Annotated in this window: 16 protein-coding genes; 7 read left to right on the forward strand and 9 right to left on the reverse strand. The window is 71.8% G+C overall.

The annotated features are described in order from the left end of the window. Nucleotides 1-131: 131 nt before the first annotated feature. From ACFZBB_RS16255 to ACFZBB_RS16270, 4 genes are all read right to left on the reverse strand, one after another. Nucleotides 132-1,784: a glycosyl hydrolase family 18 protein gene (locus ACFZBB_RS16255; protein WP_391122490.1), complete on the reverse strand. Its 1,653-nt coding sequence runs from the start codon at nucleotides 1,782-1,784 to the stop codon at nucleotides 132-134. A gap of 200 nt (nucleotides 1,785-1,984) precedes the next feature. Beyond that, a complete protein-coding gene (locus ACFZBB_RS16260; RefSeq protein ID WP_355344412.1) occupies nucleotides 1,985-2,248 on the reverse strand; it encodes a hypothetical protein in 264 nt (87 codons plus the stop codon). A gap of 46 nt (nucleotides 2,249-2,294) precedes the next feature. Beyond that, entirely contained in the window at nucleotides 2,295-3,029 is a 735-nt protein-coding gene (locus tag ACFZBB_RS16265; protein WP_355344409.1) for a TetR/AcrR family transcriptional regulator, read from the reverse strand. An 89-nt stretch (nucleotides 3,030-3,118) separates the two neighbouring features. Further along, the gene (locus tag ACFZBB_RS16270) at nucleotides 3,119-4,012 is read right to left on the reverse strand and encodes a diiron oxygenase (protein WP_391122493.1); all 894 of its coding nucleotides are present in this window, start codon (nucleotides 4,010-4,012) and stop codon (nucleotides 3,119-3,121) included. A 105-nt stretch (nucleotides 4,013-4,117) separates the two neighbouring features. On the opposite strand from ACFZBB_RS16270, the gene ACFZBB_RS16275 reads away from it, so the two are divergent. The 3 genes from ACFZBB_RS16275 to ACFZBB_RS16285 all read left to right on the forward strand — a co-directional run bounded on the left by ACFZBB_RS16275 (nucleotide 4,118) and on the right by ACFZBB_RS16285 (nucleotide 7,488). Further along, a complete protein-coding gene (locus tag ACFZBB_RS16275) occupies nucleotides 4,118-5,227 on the forward strand; it encodes a ferritin-like domain-containing protein (RefSeq protein ID WP_355344403.1) in 1,110 nt (369 codons plus the stop codon). 30 nt (nucleotides 5,228-5,257) lie between these two features. Beyond that, nucleotides 5,258-6,442, forward strand: a complete 1,185-nt coding sequence (locus tag ACFZBB_RS16280) for a CapA family protein (RefSeq protein WP_391122497.1) — start codon at nucleotides 5,258-5,260, stop codon at nucleotides 6,440-6,442. Nucleotides 6,443-6,618: 176 nt separating this feature from the next. Next, on the forward strand, nucleotides 6,619-7,488 hold the full coding sequence (locus ACFZBB_RS16285) for a polysaccharide deacetylase family protein (protein WP_391122500.1): 870 nt from the start codon (nucleotides 6,619-6,621) through the stop codon (nucleotides 7,486-7,488). A gap of 34 nt (nucleotides 7,489-7,522) precedes the next feature. Here the strand turns inward: ACFZBB_RS16285 and ACFZBB_RS16290 are convergent, their stop codons facing one another. Beyond that, entirely contained in the window at nucleotides 7,523-8,983 is a 1,461-nt protein-coding gene (locus tag ACFZBB_RS16290) for a penicillin-binding transpeptidase domain-containing protein (RefSeq protein ID WP_391122503.1), read from the reverse strand. After that, a complete protein-coding gene (locus tag ACFZBB_RS16295; protein ID WP_391122506.1) occupies nucleotides 8,980-10,374 on the reverse strand; it encodes an FtsW/RodA/SpoVE family cell cycle protein in 1,395 nt (464 codons plus the stop codon). The genes ACFZBB_RS16290 and ACFZBB_RS16295 overlap by 4 nt, the downstream gene beginning before the upstream one ends. Nucleotides 10,375-10,481: 107 nt before the next feature. On the opposite strand from ACFZBB_RS16295, the gene ACFZBB_RS16300 reads away from it, so the two are divergent. From ACFZBB_RS16300 to ACFZBB_RS16310, 3 genes are all read left to right on the forward strand, one after another. Continuing rightward, on the forward strand, nucleotides 10,482-11,135 hold the full coding sequence (locus tag ACFZBB_RS16300; RefSeq protein WP_391122509.1) for a pentapeptide repeat-containing protein: 654 nt from the start codon (nucleotides 10,482-10,484) through the stop codon (nucleotides 11,133-11,135). Between the two features lie 12 nt (nucleotides 11,136-11,147). After that, nucleotides 11,148-11,648: a glutathione peroxidase gene (locus tag ACFZBB_RS16305; RefSeq protein ID WP_391122512.1), complete on the forward strand. Its 501-nt coding sequence runs from the start codon at nucleotides 11,148-11,150 to the stop codon at nucleotides 11,646-11,648. Between the two features lie 252 nt (nucleotides 11,649-11,900). After that, on the forward strand, nucleotides 11,901-12,221 hold the full coding sequence (locus ACFZBB_RS16310) for a hypothetical protein (RefSeq protein ID WP_391122515.1): 321 nt from the start codon (nucleotides 11,901-11,903) through the stop codon (nucleotides 12,219-12,221). Nucleotides 12,222-12,373: 152 nt separating this feature from the next. On the opposite strand, the gene ACFZBB_RS16315 is transcribed toward ACFZBB_RS16310, so the two are convergent. Both ACFZBB_RS16315 and ACFZBB_RS16320 read right to left on the reverse strand, forming a co-directional pair. Beyond that, nucleotides 12,374-12,811 carry a hypothetical protein gene (locus tag ACFZBB_RS16315; protein ID WP_391122518.1) on the reverse strand — a complete coding sequence of 146 codons (438 nt, stop codon included), beginning with the start codon at nucleotides 12,809-12,811 and terminating at the stop codon, nucleotides 12,374-12,376. Nucleotides 12,812-12,945: 134 nt separating this feature from the next. Further along, on the reverse strand, nucleotides 12,946-13,953 hold the full coding sequence (locus ACFZBB_RS16320) for a LuxR C-terminal-related transcriptional regulator (protein WP_391122521.1): 1,008 nt from the start codon (nucleotides 13,951-13,953) through the stop codon (nucleotides 12,946-12,948). 844 nt (nucleotides 13,954-14,797) lie between these two features. On the opposite strand from ACFZBB_RS16320, the gene ACFZBB_RS16325 reads away from it, so the two are divergent. Continuing rightward, a complete protein-coding gene (locus ACFZBB_RS16325) occupies nucleotides 14,798-15,037 on the forward strand; it encodes a hypothetical protein (protein WP_391122524.1) in 240 nt (79 codons plus the stop codon). Nucleotides 15,038-15,269: 232 nt separating this feature from the next. On the opposite strand, the gene ACFZBB_RS16330 is transcribed toward ACFZBB_RS16325, so the two are convergent. Further along, nucleotides 15,270-18,140, reverse strand: coding sequence for an AAA family ATPase (locus ACFZBB_RS16330; protein WP_391122527.1), 2,871 nt, complete (start codon nucleotides 18,138-18,140; stop codon nucleotides 15,270-15,272). Between the last annotated feature and the right edge of the window lie 40 nt (nucleotides 18,141-18,180).

Here is an 18,180-nt window from a genome sequence, read left to right on the forward strand (position 1 = left end):
GTTTCAGGAGCCGTCACCGGCTCGGTCGAAGGCCGGCCGACGGATCGGCCGAGGGGTCAGCCGAGGGGTCAGCCGACGGATCGGCGGGCGGATCTGCCGACGGATCGGCGGAGGGGGGATCTGCGGGCGGTTCAGCCGAAGTAGCTGGTGAAGTTCTTCTGGAACTCCCAGTTGCTGAACTTGTCCCAGTTCACCGACCACGTCATCAGGCCGCGCAGCGCGGGCCAGGTGCCGTGGGTGGTGTAGCCGCCGCAGTTGGTCTTCTTGGTCAGGCAGTCGAGCGCCTGGTCGACGGCGGCCGGGGCGGTGTAGCCGTTGCCCGCGTTGACCGAGGCGGGCAGGCCGATCGCGACCTGCGAGGGGGCAAGCGCCGGGAACATGTTGGCGGTGTTGCCCGCCACCGGGAAGCCGGTGAGGAGCATGTCGGTCATCGCGATGTGGAAGTCCGCGCCGCCCATGGAGTGGTACTGGTTGTCCAGGCCCATGATCGAGCCGGAGTTGTAGTCCTGGACGTGCAGCAGCGTCAGGTCGTTGCGCATCGCGTAGATCACCGGCAGGTACGCGCCGCAGCGCGGGTCCTGGCCGCCCCACGGGCCCGAGCCGTAGTACTGGTAGCCCATCTGGACGAAGAACGTCTCGGGCGCCATCGTCAGCACGAAGCCGCTGCCGTACTTGGCCTTGAGCGTCTTCAGCGCCGAGATCAGGTTGACGATCACCGGGGTGGTCGGGTTCTTGAAGTCGGTGTCACCGGTGTTCAGGGACAGCGAGTGGCCCTCGAAGTCGATGTCGATGCCGTTCAGGCCCCAGGTGTCGATGATGCCGCTCACCGAGGAGACGAAGGCGTCGCGGGCGGCCGTCGTGGTGAGCTGCACCTCGCCGTTCGCGCCGCCGATGGACAGCAGCACCTTCTTGCCCTTGGCCTGCTTGGCCTTGATCGCGGCCTTGAAGTCCGCGTCGGACTCCACTCCCGGGCACTCGCTCGCCGAGCAGCGGGTGAAGTGGATGCTGCCCGAGGTCGGCGAGCTGGTCTCGCCGAACGCCAGGTCGATGATGTTCCAACTGTCCGGCACGTCCGCCAGCTTGGTGTAGCCGGAGCCGTTGGCGAACGTCTCGTGCAGATAGCCGACCAGCGCGTGGGTGGGCAGTCCGCCGGAGGGCGGGGGCGAGGTCGGGGGAGTGGTCGGCGGCGTCGTGGGAGGCGTCGTCGGCGGGGTGGTGGGGGGAGTGGTCGGGGGCGTCGTGGGCGGGGTGGTCGGCGGCGTGGTCGTGCCGCTGCCGGGGCCCTGGAGCGAGACGTCGTCGGCGAGGTACGCGGGCTGGCCGTACCAGCCGTGCACGTAGACCGCCGCGCTGGTCTGGCTCGCGCCGGTGGTGAAGGACACGCTCAGCGCCGCGTAGCCGCTGCCCGTGCCCGGCGTCCACGTACTGGTGCCGCCGTCCACGCCGAGGTAGACGTACGAGCCCTTGACCTGGGCGGTCAGGGTGTATGTGGTGTTCGGTGCGACGGACACGTTCTGCTTGCACTGCGCGGTGCCGCTCGCGCTCGGAGTGCCCTGGAGGGCGTAAGTGCCGCTGTGCGCCTGGCCGCTGACGACGGCGGCGGTGCCCGCGTCGCAGGTCCAGCCGGACAGGCCGCCGGTCTCGAAGCCGCCGTTGGTCAGGAACTCGCCCGCGCTGGCGGACGGGGCGAGCGCCACGAGCCCGCCGAGCGCGACGGCGCCCGCGAGGGTGGCGGAGGCGGCGATGAAGGTTCTGCGTCTGTTGCGCGGTGCGGTGGAGAGCATGGGGGGATGCTCCTTCGGTGAGGACGGCGCATGTCACCGCGCAGCAAACAGGTCCAGACCAATGCGTGTCAATGGTCCGGACCAGTACCCGGCCCTTTGACCTGTGGATCCGTCCGGTTCGGCCGCCTTTGCGCCGCGCGCCGCGTGGCGCGGTCCTGCGCGATGTCCCGCGTGGCCGCGCGGGGCCGTCCGGCGGGGCGTCAGGCGCCTTTGCGCCAGGGCCACTTGGGGCCGTCCGGCCGGTTGCCCTCCGGGTCGTACACGAAGACCCAGCGGGTACGGCGGGAGCCGCGCGGGCCGGGGCTGGGCTCGCGGTGGTAGACGTGCACCACCGGCGGACCGCCCTCGGGCGTGGGTACGGGCACGGTGTAGACGCGCGGCGGCTGCCCGGTCATCCCGGCGAGCACGCCGAGCACCCGCCCGTCCAGCGGGCCCCCGACGAATTCCGTGTCCTCGTGTCTCACCCGCTCAGGATCGCACGGCGGGCGGCGCGGGGTTCCCCGGTCGGGGTCAGGAGGGGTCGGGGAGCAGATGTGCGACCGCGTCCGCGATCGGCGCGAGCCGCCGCGCCAGCCCGCCGGCCGGGCTGCTCGGGGTCTCCAGCGCCAGCGCGCGGGCGGCGGCCTCCGCGGCCTCCGGGTCGGTCGTCGCGGTCACCAGCAGCAGCCCGATGAAGTGGTCCACCAGCCACGCCCGCAGCTCCGCGACCGGCGGCTGCTTGCCCTCGTCCAGCCAGATCAGCGATATCGCCTCCACGCAGGCGATCCACGACCTGACCATCATCGCCAGCCGCGGCCCCGGCGCCGTCACCCCGAGGTGGTGCAGCACCTGCTCCGCGGCCCGGCGCCGTACGTCGTCCACGATCGCGTCCGTACGGCTGGTCTCGGCGACGCTGCCGCCGCGCAGCAGCGCCCCGTACGCCGCGTCGTGCTCGTCCACATACGCCAGGTAGCGGTCCAGCGCGTCCGCGAGCCGTTCGGTCGGCGGCCCCTGCGAGGGGACGCCGAAGCGGCCGATCAGCTCCTGCGCCGCGTCGTGCACCGCGGCCTCGTACAACTGCTGCTTGCCGCCGGGGAAGTAGCGGTAGACCAGCGGCCGGGAGACCCCGGCCGCCGCCGCGACGTCGTCGACCGACACGTCCTCCGGCCGCCGGTGGCCGAACAGGTCGACGGCGGCGGCCAGCAACTGCGTACGGCGCTGCTCGACGCTCATCCGGCGGTATGCGGGCGCCGCGCTGCTGGTCATGTCCAGCAGACTATCCGCCCGCACACGTGAACGGGTCGGCCCGGGCGCGGGGCTTCGCACGGGTGTCCGGGTCCGCGGGCGCGGCCGGGTCAGCCGAGCAGTCCGGACGAGCGCCACAGCTTGCGGCTCGGGCCCTTGATCAGCCCGATCTCGTCCAGGAAGTCCATCAGCCGCTTCGCCGACTGCCGCATCACCTCGCGGCGGTGCGGGCTGGTGCGGGCCGCCTCGGCCGCCTGGACGGGGTCGAGGCCGACCGACGCGTAGACCTGCGGGCTGATCAGCGAACGGGCGATGGTCCTGGCGGCCTGCGCGGAGGTCAGCCGGGTGAATTCCACCTCCCAGCGCGGCGCCGTCACCATCTGGCGGCGCAGCTCCTCGCGGGCGTAGCGGATGTGCCGGGCCTCCTCGACCACGTGAATCCGGGTCACGCCCTGGACGAAGGGCTGCACGCGGTCGTCGGGGAAGGTCAGCCGCTGCATCCAGTCCAGTATCTCCTCGGCCAGCAGCGTGCCGGTGAAGGCGCCGGGCGTGGTGGACACCGTCTTGATCAGCCGGCCGAGGTTGTGGTCGAGCCTGCTGGGCCGATAGGTGGGCGTGCCCATCTTCGTCACGGCCTGCGCGAACATCTTCGAGTGCCGGCACTCGTCGGCGATCTCCGTCAGCGCGTACCGCACATGGTTGCTGGTCGGGTCCAGGTCGTAGGTGTGCCGCAGCAGGAGCTGCATCAGGATCGTCTCGAACCAGACGCCGATCGAGCACAGCGACGCCGCCTCGTGGCGGCTCAGCTCGACGCGCTGCTCCTGCGACATCCGCTTCCACAGCGGGGTGTCGTACAGCGACACCAGCTCCGGCGGCCAGAACCACTTGCCTTCCTCGAAGGGCGCGTCCCAGTCCAGCTCGGTGTCCGGGTCGAACGAGTGCTTGGCGGACGCGGCCAGCAGCCGCTCCGCGGTCTTCTCGCGGTCGATCAAGCTGGTGTCCATCGTGAAGTGGCCTCCGGCGCATGAGGGTTACCTGCGGTACGCCTCTTATGAGACTCTGTGTCAACAAGCCCGTCAAGACCCCGCGCACGTGGAATGGAGCCGCCGATGTCGACGGAAGCCCTGTACACGCAACCGCCCACCGAGTGGATCTGGCAGGTCCCGGCCCAGGGCGCCGCCCGCTTCTCCTGGGAGTACGGCGACGGACGCGAACGCCTGCTCGCCCTCTACCAGAAGGGCAAGGACAAGCAGTGGGACGCGGCCAAGCGCATCGCCTGGGACCTGGAGGTCGACCCGTACGACCCGCTCGGCACCCCTGACGAGGCCATGTCCATCTACGGCAGCCGCTACTGGGACGCGATGAACGCCCGCGACCGCGGGCTGCTGCGGCAGCACTACACCTCCTGGCAGTTCAGCCAGTTCCTCCACGGCGAGCAGGGCGCGATGATCTGCGCCGCCCGGATCGTGGAGTCCGTCCCCGACCTCGACGCGAAGTTCTACTCCGCCACCCAGACCATGGACGAGGCCCGGCACGCCGAGATCTACGGCCGCTTCCTCCAGGACAAGGTCGGGATGGTCTACCCGATCAACGACAACCTCCAGGCGCTGCTCGGCGACACCCTGCGCGACGCGCGCTGGGACATGCCCTACCTCGGCATGCAGGTGCTCATCGAGGGCCTGGCGCTCGCCGCCTTCGGCATGATCCGCGACACCACCACCAAACCGCTGCCCAAGCAGATCCTGGCCTACGTCATGCAGGACGAGGCCCGGCACGTCGCCTTCGGACGGATGGCGCTGCGCGACTACTACAAGCAGCTCACCGACGCCGAACTGCGCGAGCGCGAGGACTTCGTCATCGAGGGCTGCTACCTGATGCGCGACCGGCTGCGCGGCCTCGAAGTCCTGGAGAACTTCGGCATCCCCACCGCCGAGGCCGCCGAGATGACCGAACGCTCCGAATTCCTGCACCTGTTCCGCAAGCTGCTCTTCAGCCGCATCGTGCCGTGCGTGAAGGACATCGGCCTGTGGGGACCCCGGCTCCAGAAGGCGTACCTCGACATGGGCGTCTTCGACCTCGGTGACTCCAACCTCGACCAACTCATGGACGAGGACGAGGAGATCGCGGAGAAACTCGACGCGGAACGCTTCGCCGCCGAGGAGCAGGCCCGCGTGGCCGAGGTCACCGACGCCATCGCACAGGGGGCGGCCCCGCACTGACCCACGGCGAGCGGATCGTACGCTTGTCCGATGAGCGAGGGAGCCGGACCGGAATCGCGGCGCGAGACACGCCGGGCCAGAGCACGCCGCCGACGCAGAAACACCGTCGTCGGCGGTACGGCGCTGCTGCTCGTCGCCGCCGGTTCCCTGTACGTGGCCTACGGCCGCGGCGGCTCCACCGAGGCCGGACCCGCACCGGACTCGCGCACCGCCACGACCGGCGGCGCCGCGCCCTCCTCGACGCCGACCGTGGACGCCGCCGCGCGCCCGGCCGAGCCCGCCGGCACGGTGACCCTCGCCTTCGCCGGGGACGTGCACTTCACCGAGCGGACGGCGAACCGGCTCGGCATCGACCCGGCGCTCGGGCCGATGTCGACGGCGCTGGCCGCCGCCGACTTCTCGATGGTCAACCTGGAGTCCGCGATCACCACGCGCGGCACCCCGCAGCCGAAGAAGTACCACTTCAGGACCGGCCCCGACGCGCTCGCCGCGCTCCAGCGGTCCGGTGTCGACGCCGTCACCATGGCCAACAACCACGCCGTGGACTACGGCGCCCAGGGCCTGGCAGACAGCCTCGCGGCCAAGCGCGCGGCGCCGGTCCCCGTGGTCGGCATCGGCGCCGACGCGGCGGAGGCGTACCGCCCGTACACCGAGACCGTCAACGGCGTACGCCTCGCGGTCGTCGCCGCCAGCCAGGTCTACGACATCACCAACGAGAACTTCCGGGCCACCGCCACCGCCCCCGGCATCGCCTCCGCGCTCGACCGCCCCCGGCTGCTGAAGGCGGTCAGGGACGCCAAGGCGCACGCCGACGTCGTGGTGGTCTATCTGCACTGGGGCACCGAGGGCCAGAGCTGCCCGGGGCCCGAGCAGAAGTCGATCGCGGCCGACCTGTCGGCGGCCGGGGCCACCGCGGTCGTCGGCACCCACGCCCATGTGATGCTCGGCGCCGGCATGCTCGGCCCCACCTATGTGGCCTACGGGTTCGGCAACTTCCTCTGGTACGGCTCCTCGCCGTACCCGCACTCCGACGAGACCGGCGTCACCACACTGACCGTCCGCCACGGCGAGGTCACCCGCGCCGTCTTCGCGCCCGCCCTCGTCGACGGCGCGGGCGTACCGCAGCCGCGGACCGGCGCGGCGGGGCAGCGGATCACCGACCGGTACGAGCAGTTGCGCCGGTGCACCGGGCTGACGTCGCCACCAGGGAGTTAGCCGGAAGTCCGGGTTCTGTAACGGCAGTGTCGCCGACCTGCCCATGGCGGAACCGACGCGGAGGCACCAGCATCTATTCGGTCGCGGAGCCGGGGGGACGGCCGGCCGTGCGGACACCGCGTGGAGCACGGCGCGGACCGGGTCGATGGAATCAACGAGGCGGGCGGGTACAGACGATGACCGAAGGGCGATTCTCGGTGGGGCGACTGAGGACGATGCCGCAGGCGGCGGCCATCACGATGGCGGTCCTGGTGGTGGTGATCGCGTCGGTGGCCACCGCGGTCCTGGCGCACGGCCACGGCAAGGCGTCGGCGAACAACGGCTCCGGTGTCATCGGCGGGGTGAACGGCGGTGGCAAGGGGAGCGACGGCGGCGGTACGGGCGCGGGTTCGACCGGCCCGTCCGGCACGCCCACCAGCCACATACCCACCGTGGCCGCGGTGCCCGACACGATCGTGCACGCGCCGGAAGCCGCGGGCAAGGCCGTCAACATCACCATCGACGACGGGCCCGACCCGGTCTGGACGCCGAAGGTGCTCGACGTCCTCAAGCGGCACGGCGTCCACGCCACCTTCTGCATGATCGGCCCGCAGGCCAAGGCCCACCCCGACCTCGTACGCGCCGTCGTCGCCGCGGGACACCGGCTGTGCGACCACACCGTGACCCACGACGAGTCGATGGACCACAAGCCCTTCGCGTACCAGCAGAAGGAGATCATGGACGCCTACGCCATGATCGAGGAAGCCTCGGGCGGCGCGCCCGTGCAGTACTACCGCGCCCCCGGCGGCGCGTTCACCCCGGCCAGCCGCGCGCTCGCCGCCCAGCACGGCATGCGCCCGCTCGGCTGGAACGTCGACACCAAGGACTACACCAAGCCCGGCGCCGGCACGATCGTGCAGACCATCAAGTACGAGCTGAGCAACGGCCCGACGATCCTCTTCCACGACGGCGGCGGCGACCGCGAGCAGACCGTGGACGCGCTGGAGCAGATCCTGCCGTGGCTCAAGGAGCAGGGCTACGCCTTCAGCTTCCCCAAAGTGAACTGACCGCCGGCGCAGGACACTTGTATCCGACGGCACGTCAGCGCGCGCTCAGCACCGCCTGCATGACCGCCCGCGCGACGGGCGCCGCGTTCCCGCCGCCGGAGATGTCCGCCCGCACCGCCTCCGCGTCCTCGACGACCACCGCCACCGCCACCGACGCCTGCGTACCGCCCGGCGGCTTCGCGTAGGAGATGAACCAGGCGTACGGCGTCCCGGTGTTGTCCACACCGTGCTGCGCGGTGCCGGTCTTGCCGCCGACGACGACACCGGGGATCGCCGCGTTGGTGCCGGTGCCGTCGGTGACCACCGCCTCCATCAGCTGCTGGAGCTGCTGCGCGGTGCCCTCGCTCATCGCCCGGTGCAGCGTCCGCGGCCCGTCGGCGGAGACCGTCGCCCCGCTGTGGTTGGTCACCGAGTCCACCAGGTACGGCGCCATCAGCACCCCGCCGTTGCCGACCGCCGCCGCGACCATCGCCATCTGCAACGGCGTCGCGGTCGTGTCGAACTGCCCGATCGAGGAGAGCGCCACCTGGTCGGGGCTCATCCGCGTGTCGAAGTTGCTCTTCGCGACGGACGGCGGAATCCGCAGCCGCGTGTCGTTGAAGCCGAACGCCTGCGCCTGCGCCCGCATCCCGGCCAGCCCCACGTCGGCGCCCAGCTTGGCGAAGACGGTGTTGCACGAGACCCGGAAGGCGTCGTACATGCTGGCGTTGGCGCAGCCGCCGCCCTCGTTGGTGAGCGTGGCCGTCGAACCCGGCAGCCGGTACGGATCGGGCGAGCGCGTCGGCGCCAGCAGATCGGTGACCTTGCCGCTCTGGAGCGCGGCGGCGGCCGTGACGACCTTGAACGTCGAACCCGGCGGATACGTCTGCCGGATCGCCCGGTCCAGCATCGGCTGACTGGTGTCCGTGTTCATCCGCGTCCACGCGTCGTTCACCGCCGCGCCGGTGCCCGACAGCGCCGCCGGGTCGTACGACGGCGACGACACCAGCGCCAGAATCCGCCCGGTCGCCGGGTCCACCGCGGCCACCGCGCCCCTGCGGCCCGCGAGGCCGGTGTACGCCGCCCGCTGCGCCGCCGCGTCGATCGTGGTGTGCACATCGCCGCCGCGCTGCCGCGCCCGGGTGATCTCGTTCCACAGCGGCACCGACGCCAACTGCGAGGCCGTGCCCGACAGCACGCCGTCCTCGGTGCCCTCCAGCAGCGTCGTGCCGTACGTCTGCGAGGCGAAGCCGGTCACCGGCGCGTACAGCGGCCCGTCGGCGTACGTCCGCCGGTACCTCAACTGGCCGCCCGCGTCGCGTGATCCGGTCACCGGGGAGCCGCCGACGAGGATGTCGCCGCGCGGCTGGTGGTAACGGGTGATCGCGATCCGCCGGTTGGCCGGGTTGTCGTCGTACGCGGACGCCTTGACGACCTGCACCCGCGCCGCGTTGAGCAGCAGCGCGACCAGCAGCAGGAAGCAGAAGGCGGCGGCGTGCCGCACACAGCGGATCACCGGGCCCGCTCCAGCGGCGCGAGCTGGTCCGGCGGCCCCTCGGGCAGGTCCGGCGCCGGGCGGCGGGCGCTGTCGCTGAGCCGGATCAGCAGCGCCACGATGATCCAGTTGGTCACGACGGACGAGCCGCCCTGCGCGAGGAACGGCATCGCCATGCCCGTCATCGGGATCAGGTCCATCACCCCGCCGGTGATCACGAAGACCTGGAGCGCCAGGATCGAGGCCAGGCCGACCGCGAGCAGCCGCCCGAAGGGGTCGCGCAGCGCGAGCCCGGCCCGGAAGCCGCGCGCCACCAGCAGCGCGTACAGCAGGAGCAGCGCGGTCAGTCCGAACAGGCCCAGCTCCTCGCCCGCGGTGGCCAGGATGAAGTCCGACTTCGCGGCGAAGCCGATCAGCGCGGAGTGGCCCTGGCCGAGCCCGGTGCCGAGCACCCCGCCGTTGGCGAAGGCGAACAGCGACTGCGAGATCTGGTTGGGGCCGATGCCCGCGTCGATGGTCGCGAAGGGGTGCAGCCAGTCCTGCACCCTGCTGTGCACATGCGGCTCCAGCGCGCCGACCGCGCACGCGCCCACCCCGGCGAGCAGCAGCCCCACGGCGATCCAGCCGGTCCGCCCGGTCGCCACGTACAGCATGATCACGAACAGGCCGAAGAAGAGCAGCGAGGTGCCCAGGTCGCGCTCGACCACCAGGACGCCGACGCTGAGCAGCCAGATCGCCACCACCGGGCCCAGCACGCGGCCGGTGGGCAGTTGCAGCCGCCACACCCGGCGGCCCGCGTACGCCAGCGCCGCGCGGTTCGCCGACAGGTAGGCGGCGAAGAAGACCGCGAGCAGCACCTTGGCGAACTCGCCCGGCTGGAAGGAGAATCCGGCCACCCTGATCCAGATCTTCGCGCCGTTGATCGCGGGGAAGAAGATCGGCAGCACCATGAGCAGCAGCGCGGCGGTCACGCTGATGTACGCGTAGCGGGCCGGTGTCCTGTGGTCGCGCAGCGCCAGCACCACCGCGATGAACAGCGCCACCCCGAGCGTGGACCAGATCAGCTGGGTGGGCGCCGCCCGGCCGCCGAGCACCGGCTCCAGGTCGAGGCGGTAGATCAGCACCAGGCCGAAGCCGTTGAGCAGTACGGCGATCGGCAGCAGCAGCGGATCGGCGTAGGGGGCGCGGGCCCGGACCGCGAGGTGGGCCAGGAGCGCGAGCACGCCCAGGCCCGCCCCGTAGGCCGCGGCGTCGGGCGGCACCGCGCCGTTCCTGGCCAGGCCGACCTCCGCGTAGCCGTACACCGAGATCAGTACCGCGGCGACGATCAGCGACAGCTCCACACCGCGGCGGCGGGGCATCCGCAGGGCGGCCGGGGGAGCGTCCGCCGCCGCGGCGCTGGTTGCGCTCATGGGCTGCAACCTAGCAAGGGGTGGGGTGTATGTCGCTTAAGTCGGCTTCCCGGTGGGCCGCCGATGCCTCACAGGGCGCTGTCTGAGGTGCCGCGTACGCTGGCCGAGTGACACCCCCGGACGAACTCGCCGACCTTCCGTACGCCGATCTGCTGCGTCGCCACACGGGCCCGCTGGCCGTCGAAGGGGACTACGACACCGTCCACTTCGACCGCCTCGCCTTCGAGGACGAGGCGGCGAACGGCTCCCGCTTCCTGGAGTGCGCGGTCACCGACTGCACCTTCACGGACACCACCCTGCGCCGGTCCCGGTTCAACGACCTGTGGGCCACCGGCAGCCGCTTCACGGGCGTCTCGCTCGCCGAGAGCGACTGGCTGGACTCCTCCCTCACCGCCTGCTCGCTGGCCGGCGTGGAGGCGTTCGGAGCCGTGCTGCGCCGGGTCACCTTCCGGCGCTGCAAACTGGACTCCGTGAATCTGCGCGCCACCGCCCTGCACGACGTGGCCTTCGAGGACTGCGTCCTGCGCGACGTCGACTTCGGCGAGGCCAAGCTGAACGGGGTGACCTTCCCCGGCAGCAGCATCGAGCGCGCCCGGCTCGGCCGCGCGACGCTGAAGAAGGCCGACCTGCGCGGCGCGGTCACCATCGACCTCGCCGACGGATACGAGTCGCTGCGCGGCGCCGTCATCAGCTCCTCGCAGCTTCTCGACCTCGCCCCCGCGCTCGCCCAGACCCTGGGCATCACGGTCACGGACCGATAGGAGAATTGACTCATGAGTGACCCCGTAAGCCTCTACGACATCCCCCTGAACACCATCGACGGCGACCCCACCACCCTCGGCGCCCACGCGGGCAAGGCCGTCCTGGTGGTCAACGTCGCCTCCAAATGCGGCCTGACCCCGCAGTACGAGGGCCTGGAGAGGTTGCAGAAGCGCTACGCCGACCGCGGCTTCACCGTCCTCGGCGTACCGTGCAACCAGTTCGGCGGCCAGGAGCCCGGCACCGCCGAGGAGATCCAGACCTTCTGCTCCACGACCTACGGCGTCAGCTTCCCGCTGCTGGAGAAGGCGGATGTCAATGGCGCGAACCGGCATCCGCTCTACGCCAGGCTGACCGATGTGCCCGACGCGGCCGGAGAAGCCGGTGACATCACCTGGAACTTCGAGAAGTTCCTGGTCAGCGCCTCGGGGGAAATCGTCGGGCGTTTTCGGCCGCGGACCGAGCCCGAGGCTGCGGAGGTCGTTGGGGCGATTGAGGCACAGCTTCCGTCGTGACCTTGCCACGTGCTTAGATGCGCGATCGCGCCATGGCAGAATCCGGCCGGTCCGTGGACATTGTCCGGATCACCCTGTTCCTGGTTCGCTCTTCTTACCGCCCCAAGCGAGGAAGGGACAGCGGCAGTGCAGGAGATTGATTTCCGTAGCGGACACCTTTGTGTCGAGACGGACCCTGCCCTGTGCGTTCCTTGCCAGGAGCGGTTGGATCGGCAACTCGCCTTGCTTCCCCGGGTATACGGCGAGTTGGAGGTGGCACTCGTACCGGCGCCGAACTCCGGCGACCGACTGACCGGCACTGCCCGGCCCGGCATCCCCCTGAACGGGCCGGCTGTCGAGGCGCGCGCCGCCATACGAGGCACACTCGCCTCCTGGGCCGATCTGATTGTCGAGGGCCGCACCGTCCGTCTCCCCCTACGGACGGTGCCGGCCCTCGCGGCCTTCCTGCGCCGCCACCTCGGCTGGCTCGCCGTACATCCGGCAGCCGAGGACGCGGCCACGGACATCGATGAACTGGTGCGGCGGTCCCTGCGGATCGCCCGCCCCTGTCAGGAAGTGACATCGGCTCCCTGAGCCCCCAGGATTCCCCCCACAATGCAGGAAACGCTGTACGGCCCGTGAATATCGCTCACGGGCCGTACAGCGCTGTGCGGGTCTTGGCGGGTCTTGCGGCGCCGGGGTCCGGCGGGGAAACGAGGGCTTGGTGGCGCGGGGAGCTCGGGAAATTAAACCGACAGTGATGACACGGTCACATCGGTCGGGGCGATATTCGGGAACCAGTTCCCGGCGGGGACGGCGTTCGGGAACCAGTTGTCGGGGGAGACGGCCACGGCGCTGGGGAACCAGTTCACGGGTATGGCACCCGGGAACCAGTTGTCGGGGGATACGGCGCTCGTGGTGGGGAACCAGTTCCCGGCGGGTACGGCGTTCGGGAACCAGTTGTCCGGGCCGGTGTCCGCACTGGGACCGGGGAACCAGTTCGCGGCCTGAGCACCGGGGAACCAGTTGTCCGGGGCCACCGACGTGTCCGCGGGTGCGCTGGGCGCCGGAGTGGAATCCGAACCGGCGTCGGCGAAGGCGACGGTTGTTCCGATAGCCGACGACAGAGCGAGCACCAGGGCGGCGACGGCGGAAATCTTGGTCGTGTGCCGGATGCGCGACATCGTGATCCTTCGTTGGGAGGGCAGGCGCTCAAGGGGGTGATAGGTACGCGTAGCCCTGCCGATGATGTCAAAATCGGACAGGGCCAGGCCAGATTCCGGTTGTGCGTAAGTGCGCAATGGCGCGAATGCGCAGGTCAAATTAGCCCATGGGCCGCAGCGAGGACTCCCGCCTGGAACCGGCTGTCCGCCTGGAGATATCGCATGATCTCTGATACCAGGCGACTCACAGTGCGCAGGGACACCCCTAGTTTGCGCGCGATCCGCTCGTCTGTCAGCCCGTTGGCCAGAAGTCGCATCGTCGTGCGGTGCTGTTCGGTCAGTTCGCCGCCCGAGTCGAAGCTCCCCGCCGACTTCGCCGAGTACGGCACCGCCCGCAGCCAGCAGTCCTCGTAGAGCGCCACGTACGACCGGACCAGGGCCGCGCCGCGGACGATGACCGCGGGGCCGGAAGGGTTGTCGGGATTGGCCGAGACAAGCGCGCTGTGCGAATCCGCTATCAGGAGGTCGAAGGGGACCTGGGTCGCCAGCCTGACCTCGACTCCGACCGCCGAGAGTTCCGTCAAGTATTTACGTTGACGTGGCGCGGAATTAATGCTCTGCCCGTATACGGCGCGCACTTTCACGCCCCGCTCGATAAGCGCGCTGTCCGCGGCGAGAGAATGCACGAGAACTTCGGCGGGCGGCAGCGGTCCCGGATGCATCGAACCGGTTGATTCCGTGATGCGCGCATTGAAATCGCCGATGGACTGCCGTTTACGGTTTTCCCCGATGAGGAGTTCCACCTCGATCTCCGCCGCGTCGCGCAACACCGCGGGGCGGTAGCGCTCCATCAGCGACTCGGCCGCCCGCACGATCGAGGACAACTCGTCGCGCTGGGCCTGGAGCGCCTCGCGCTGCCGGGCCAGCAGGCCGATCAGGGCGGTGTCGGGCTCCACCGAATCGACCTCCTCCGGCACCCGACCGGCGCGTATGAGCCCCAGCTCCCGCAGCTCCGACCAACCGGCCCTGGCCTCGGCGTCGGTCAGCCCGATGCCCGCGGCCGCCTTCTCCGGGGCTATGGATCCGTTGGTGCGCAGCGTCTGGTACAGGGCGAGACCGATGTCCTCGGCATCCGCCCCGCCACTGCGAACAACTCCCGCCACGGCTAGCCCCCTCTCGTCACCGCGGACCGGTCCCGTGGGTCGGCCCGCGGCGTGCCGACAGCACCCGAAGCGACTCTAGCAACGGTTCTGTCCTAAGCCGACGGACGAGTGTTCGCCGCCGGTTCCATGAGTGCTTCCAGGAGTGAGGGGTATTACCGGCGCGGCCCGGCGACCGGAAGCCCGCAAGTGCGACTTTTCCGGTTGCACATCGCCTATTTGTCGCCCGCGTCGAATGGGTGCGGAGGCGCAGGGCGCCAACGTGGGAAACATCCTCTTGGGCACACGTCGGCATGTCAATACCTGTTTTTGACACTGGCCACCGCATCGTCGCACCTCCACGCTTACATGGTCGGGCACCATCGGTCGCCACGCCAGTGACCCTCACCCCGGCGGGCGCGCGCCGCCCGCCGTGTGATGCGCTGGGAGAGAGGCGAAAAGGGGTGCGGACCGATGGGACAACCGGTTCCCGTGGCGTTGATCGGCGCGGGCAAGGTGGCGCACACGGCGCATCTGCGCGAGATGCGGGACCTCCCGGAGCTGCTGCGGCGGGGGTGTCGAGGGCGGCGTCGAGGGGGGGTGCCGCGCTGCCCGGTCCGCGCGAGGTCAGGCAGGACACGCCGGCCGTCCGCGAGGCGGCGCTGCGCCTCACCTGACCCAGGAGGGCCATCCGTCGGCTGCTGTCACACATTGGCCTAGACCTATTGCTGCGGCCTGTAGTCAACGGCTAACGTTCGATCACGGCGCGCGGCCCGAACAGCTCTGATCTGGACGTCTGATCCGCACACGCAAGCCCCCTTCCCTCCCCCCGCAGGCGCTTCCGCCTGCCCGGAAAGGAGTTCTGCACATGACCAAGCGACTGATGGCCCGCACCGGAACGCTGGTGGCCACCGCCCTGCTCGGCCTCGGCGTCTTCGCCGGCGCGGCCCAGGCTTCCCCGCCGCCCGGCAGCGGCTTCATGTTCATGGGCTACTTCCCGACCTACGCGTCGTGTGTCGCCCAGGCACAGGCCAACGCGCCCATCCACGGCCCGGTCTACATCTGTGAGTTGGGCACCAACAACCTCTACCTGCTCTGGATGCACTGACCCCGCGTCAGGCAACGGGCGAGGCGGGCCGGTCGTTCACGGGGGCGGCCGGCCGACTCGGCTCGTACGAAGGGGTGTTCCGCCGACCGGGCGGGGCGCCCCTTGGCGTTCTTCCCCAAGTCCGCAGGTCCGTACGTCCGTACGTTCCGTATGTCCGTACGTCCGCGGTCCGCAGGTCCGTACGTCCGGACGTGCCGCGAGGCCGTGCCCGCGTCCCGCGTGCCGCTCGCCGTCAGACCTCGTGGCGGTCGGCGGCCGGGTGGTCGAGGGCGACCCTGGCCAGGTCGACGCGGGAGCGGACGCTGAGCTTGCGGTAGGCGCGGGTGAGGGCGGCCTCGACGGTCTTGACGCTGATCACCAGGGTCGCGGCGATCTCCCGGTTGCTCGCGCCGCGCGCCGCCAGCGCGGCGACCCGGCGCTCGGCGTCGCTGAGCGCGGTGAGCGGCGCGGCCCGGTCGTGCGCACGGCCCGGCGGGTCGAGGCGGTCGTACCCGCCGAACCGGTCGAATCTGTCGAGCCGGTCATCGCGGTCGACGCGGTCGGCCTCGGCGTCGGTCAGCGCCAGCCACGGGTGCGCGCGGGCCGCGCGGAAGACCCGCGCCGCCGCGTCGAGCGCGGCCCTCGCCGCCCGCGGATCGCCGCGCCTGGCGTGCAACCGCCCCAGCGCCAGCCGCGCCCTGCCCTCCTCCAGCGGATACGGCAGCGCGGTCAACCTGGCGACGGCCGCACCGAGTTGGGCCACCGCCGCGTCCGAGTCGCCGCGCGCCTCGGTGACCAGCGCGGCGGCCCTGTCGAGCACGGCGAGCAGCCCGCGGCGGCCGAGCCGGGCAGCCTGCGCGCGGGTCGCGGCGACCAGGTCGGCGGCCTCGTCGGTGGCGCCCGACCTGACCAGTGCTTCGGCGAGATCCGCCTGCCAGCGGCGCATCGCCGGATCGCCCTGCCCCTGTCCCGTCTCCAGCAGCCTGGCCCGCTGGAGCGCGTGCACGGCCGCGGCCGTCTCGCCGCGCAGCAGCCGCACATGGCCCTCCGCGTGCAGCGCCCTGGGCAGGAAGAGCTGGTCGTCGTCGTCCTCGCTGTGCCGTCTGGCCCGGTCGGCGGCGGCCAGCGCCCGTTCCGTACCGCCGCCCGCCGCCTCCGCGAGCGCGACCGCGTACCAGGCGGGGCCCTGGCTCAGCCCGCCCTGCTCCGCGACCCGCAGGCTCTGGTGGGCCAGGTCGAGGGCGCGTTCGCAGCGGCCCCGCAGGATCTCCACCTGGGCGAGGCCGGACAGGCACTGGCACAGGCTCTCGGCCGAGCCGCGCCGCCGTACCGTGTAGACCAGCGCCCGCAGTTCGGTCCGCGCGTCGTCCAGCCGGTCGTGCAGCAGATGGCGGCGGTGCTTGAGGAAGACCGGGCCGTTGTGGTCGAAGAGCACGCGCGGGTCCTGCGGCCCCGCCAGCGCGGCGGCCAGGGTGTCCTCGGCCTCCGGGCGGCCGAGGTAGAACTCGATGGCCGCCTGCTGGCTGAGCGCCGACAGTTCGGTGCGGCGGTCGCCCGCGCTCCTGGCCAGTACGGCCGAACGCGCCGCGTGCGTATGGGCCTTGACCGCCGTGCCCTCCACCATCCAGGCCCGCCAGCTCATCCGGTGGTGCAACTGGGCCAGCAGCCGCGGGTCGTCCCGCGCGTCCTCGAGCGCCTGCGGGAAGACGTCCGCCACTTCGGCCATCGCCTGGCCGCACGAGTCCACGATGACCATCCACGCCCTGACCCGGTCCGCGGGCCTGCCCGGTTCGGCCGGCGGTTCGTGCAGCACCTCGTGCGCGATACGGCGGGCCAGCGGGTAGTCGCCCGCCGCGACCGCGTCCTCCGCCGCCGTCAGCAGCCGGTCGGTCTCGGCCGCCGCGTCCCCCGGCGGAGTACGGTCGGCCGCGAGCCGTCCGAGCCGCGCGGCGGTCGCGGGGGAGCCCCGGCGGCGCGCCGCGGTCGCCGCCGCCGACAGCGCGGCGGCCACCTCCGCGTCCCAGCCGGGCGTCAACGAGGCCAGGTGGTGGGCCCGTTCGACCGGATCACCGGCCGCCGCCGCGAGCGCCGTGTGCACCCGCCGCCGCTCGTCGGGCTCCGCGTCCTCGTACACCACCCGCGCCAGCAGCGGCGGTACGAAGCGCACCGCCCCGCCGTCCGGCACCGGCTCCACGACCCCCTGCCGTACCGCCTCGGCCAGTTCGGCCACCGCGTTCTCCCGCCCCGCCCGGCGCAACAGCCGTACGGTCGGCCGCTCGGCGGCGCTCGCGGCGAGCACCGTGGTCCGCGCTCCGGCCGTGAGACCTGACACGCGGCCGAGCAGCGACTCGCGCAGCGAACGGGGTACGGGGAGCGGTCCCGCCGTCTCGGCCTCGCCGAGCGCGCGGGTCAACTCCAGTGCCACGTGAGGGTTTCCGCCGCTCTCGGCGTGCACGCGGGCCGCCACCGGGCGCCCGCCCAGCAGTTCGGCCACCTCCCGCTCGGTCATCGGCGGCACGTCCAGCACCGCGGCCCCTTCGGCTCCCGTCCACGCGGCGCCGTCCGCGCGGAGGGCGACGGCGGTGGTCAGCGGCAGGCGGGCGGCGCGGCGGGTGGCGAAGCTGAGGAGGGCGGCGGTCGGTGCGTCGAGCCACTGGACGTCGTCCACGGCCAGCAGGACGGGGGAGCGGGCGCAGAGCGCGGTGAGCAGGCGGAGCAGGGCAAGGCGCAGGGTGAGCGGGTCGGGGGGAGCGGCCCCGGCCGCTGCGGGCGGGCGGCGCAGGGCGGCGCGCAGCGCGTCGCGTTCCGGCGGCGGGAGGTCGGCGAAGGCGGTGTCCCCGACGTCGGACAGCAGGTCGATGAGGCCGACGTACGGCAGGTGCCGCTCGGCGGGGGAGGGCGCGCAGCGCAGGACGCGGTGGCCGGCCGCGGCGTGTTCGTCGGCCAGCGCCGTCAGCAGGGTGCTGCGGCCGATTCCGGCAGGGCCGGTGAGCAGGACACCGGCGCCGCCGCCGAGTGCGGCCCGCGCGGCGGTCATCAGCGCGGCGCGGCTGCGGACCGCAGCCCGCCTCGTGGGGGTGGGGCGGGCGGCGGTCCTGCCTGCGGAACGCGTCGCTTCTGTCATGCCCGGGGCCCTCCCGACACGGCGTGGGCCCCGATCATCA

This window comes from Streptomyces sp. NPDC008139 (assembly GCF_042957025.1).
In the GTDB taxonomy this organism is placed as follows: Bacteria; Actinomycetota; Actinomycetes; order Streptomycetales; family Streptomycetaceae; genus Actinacidiphila.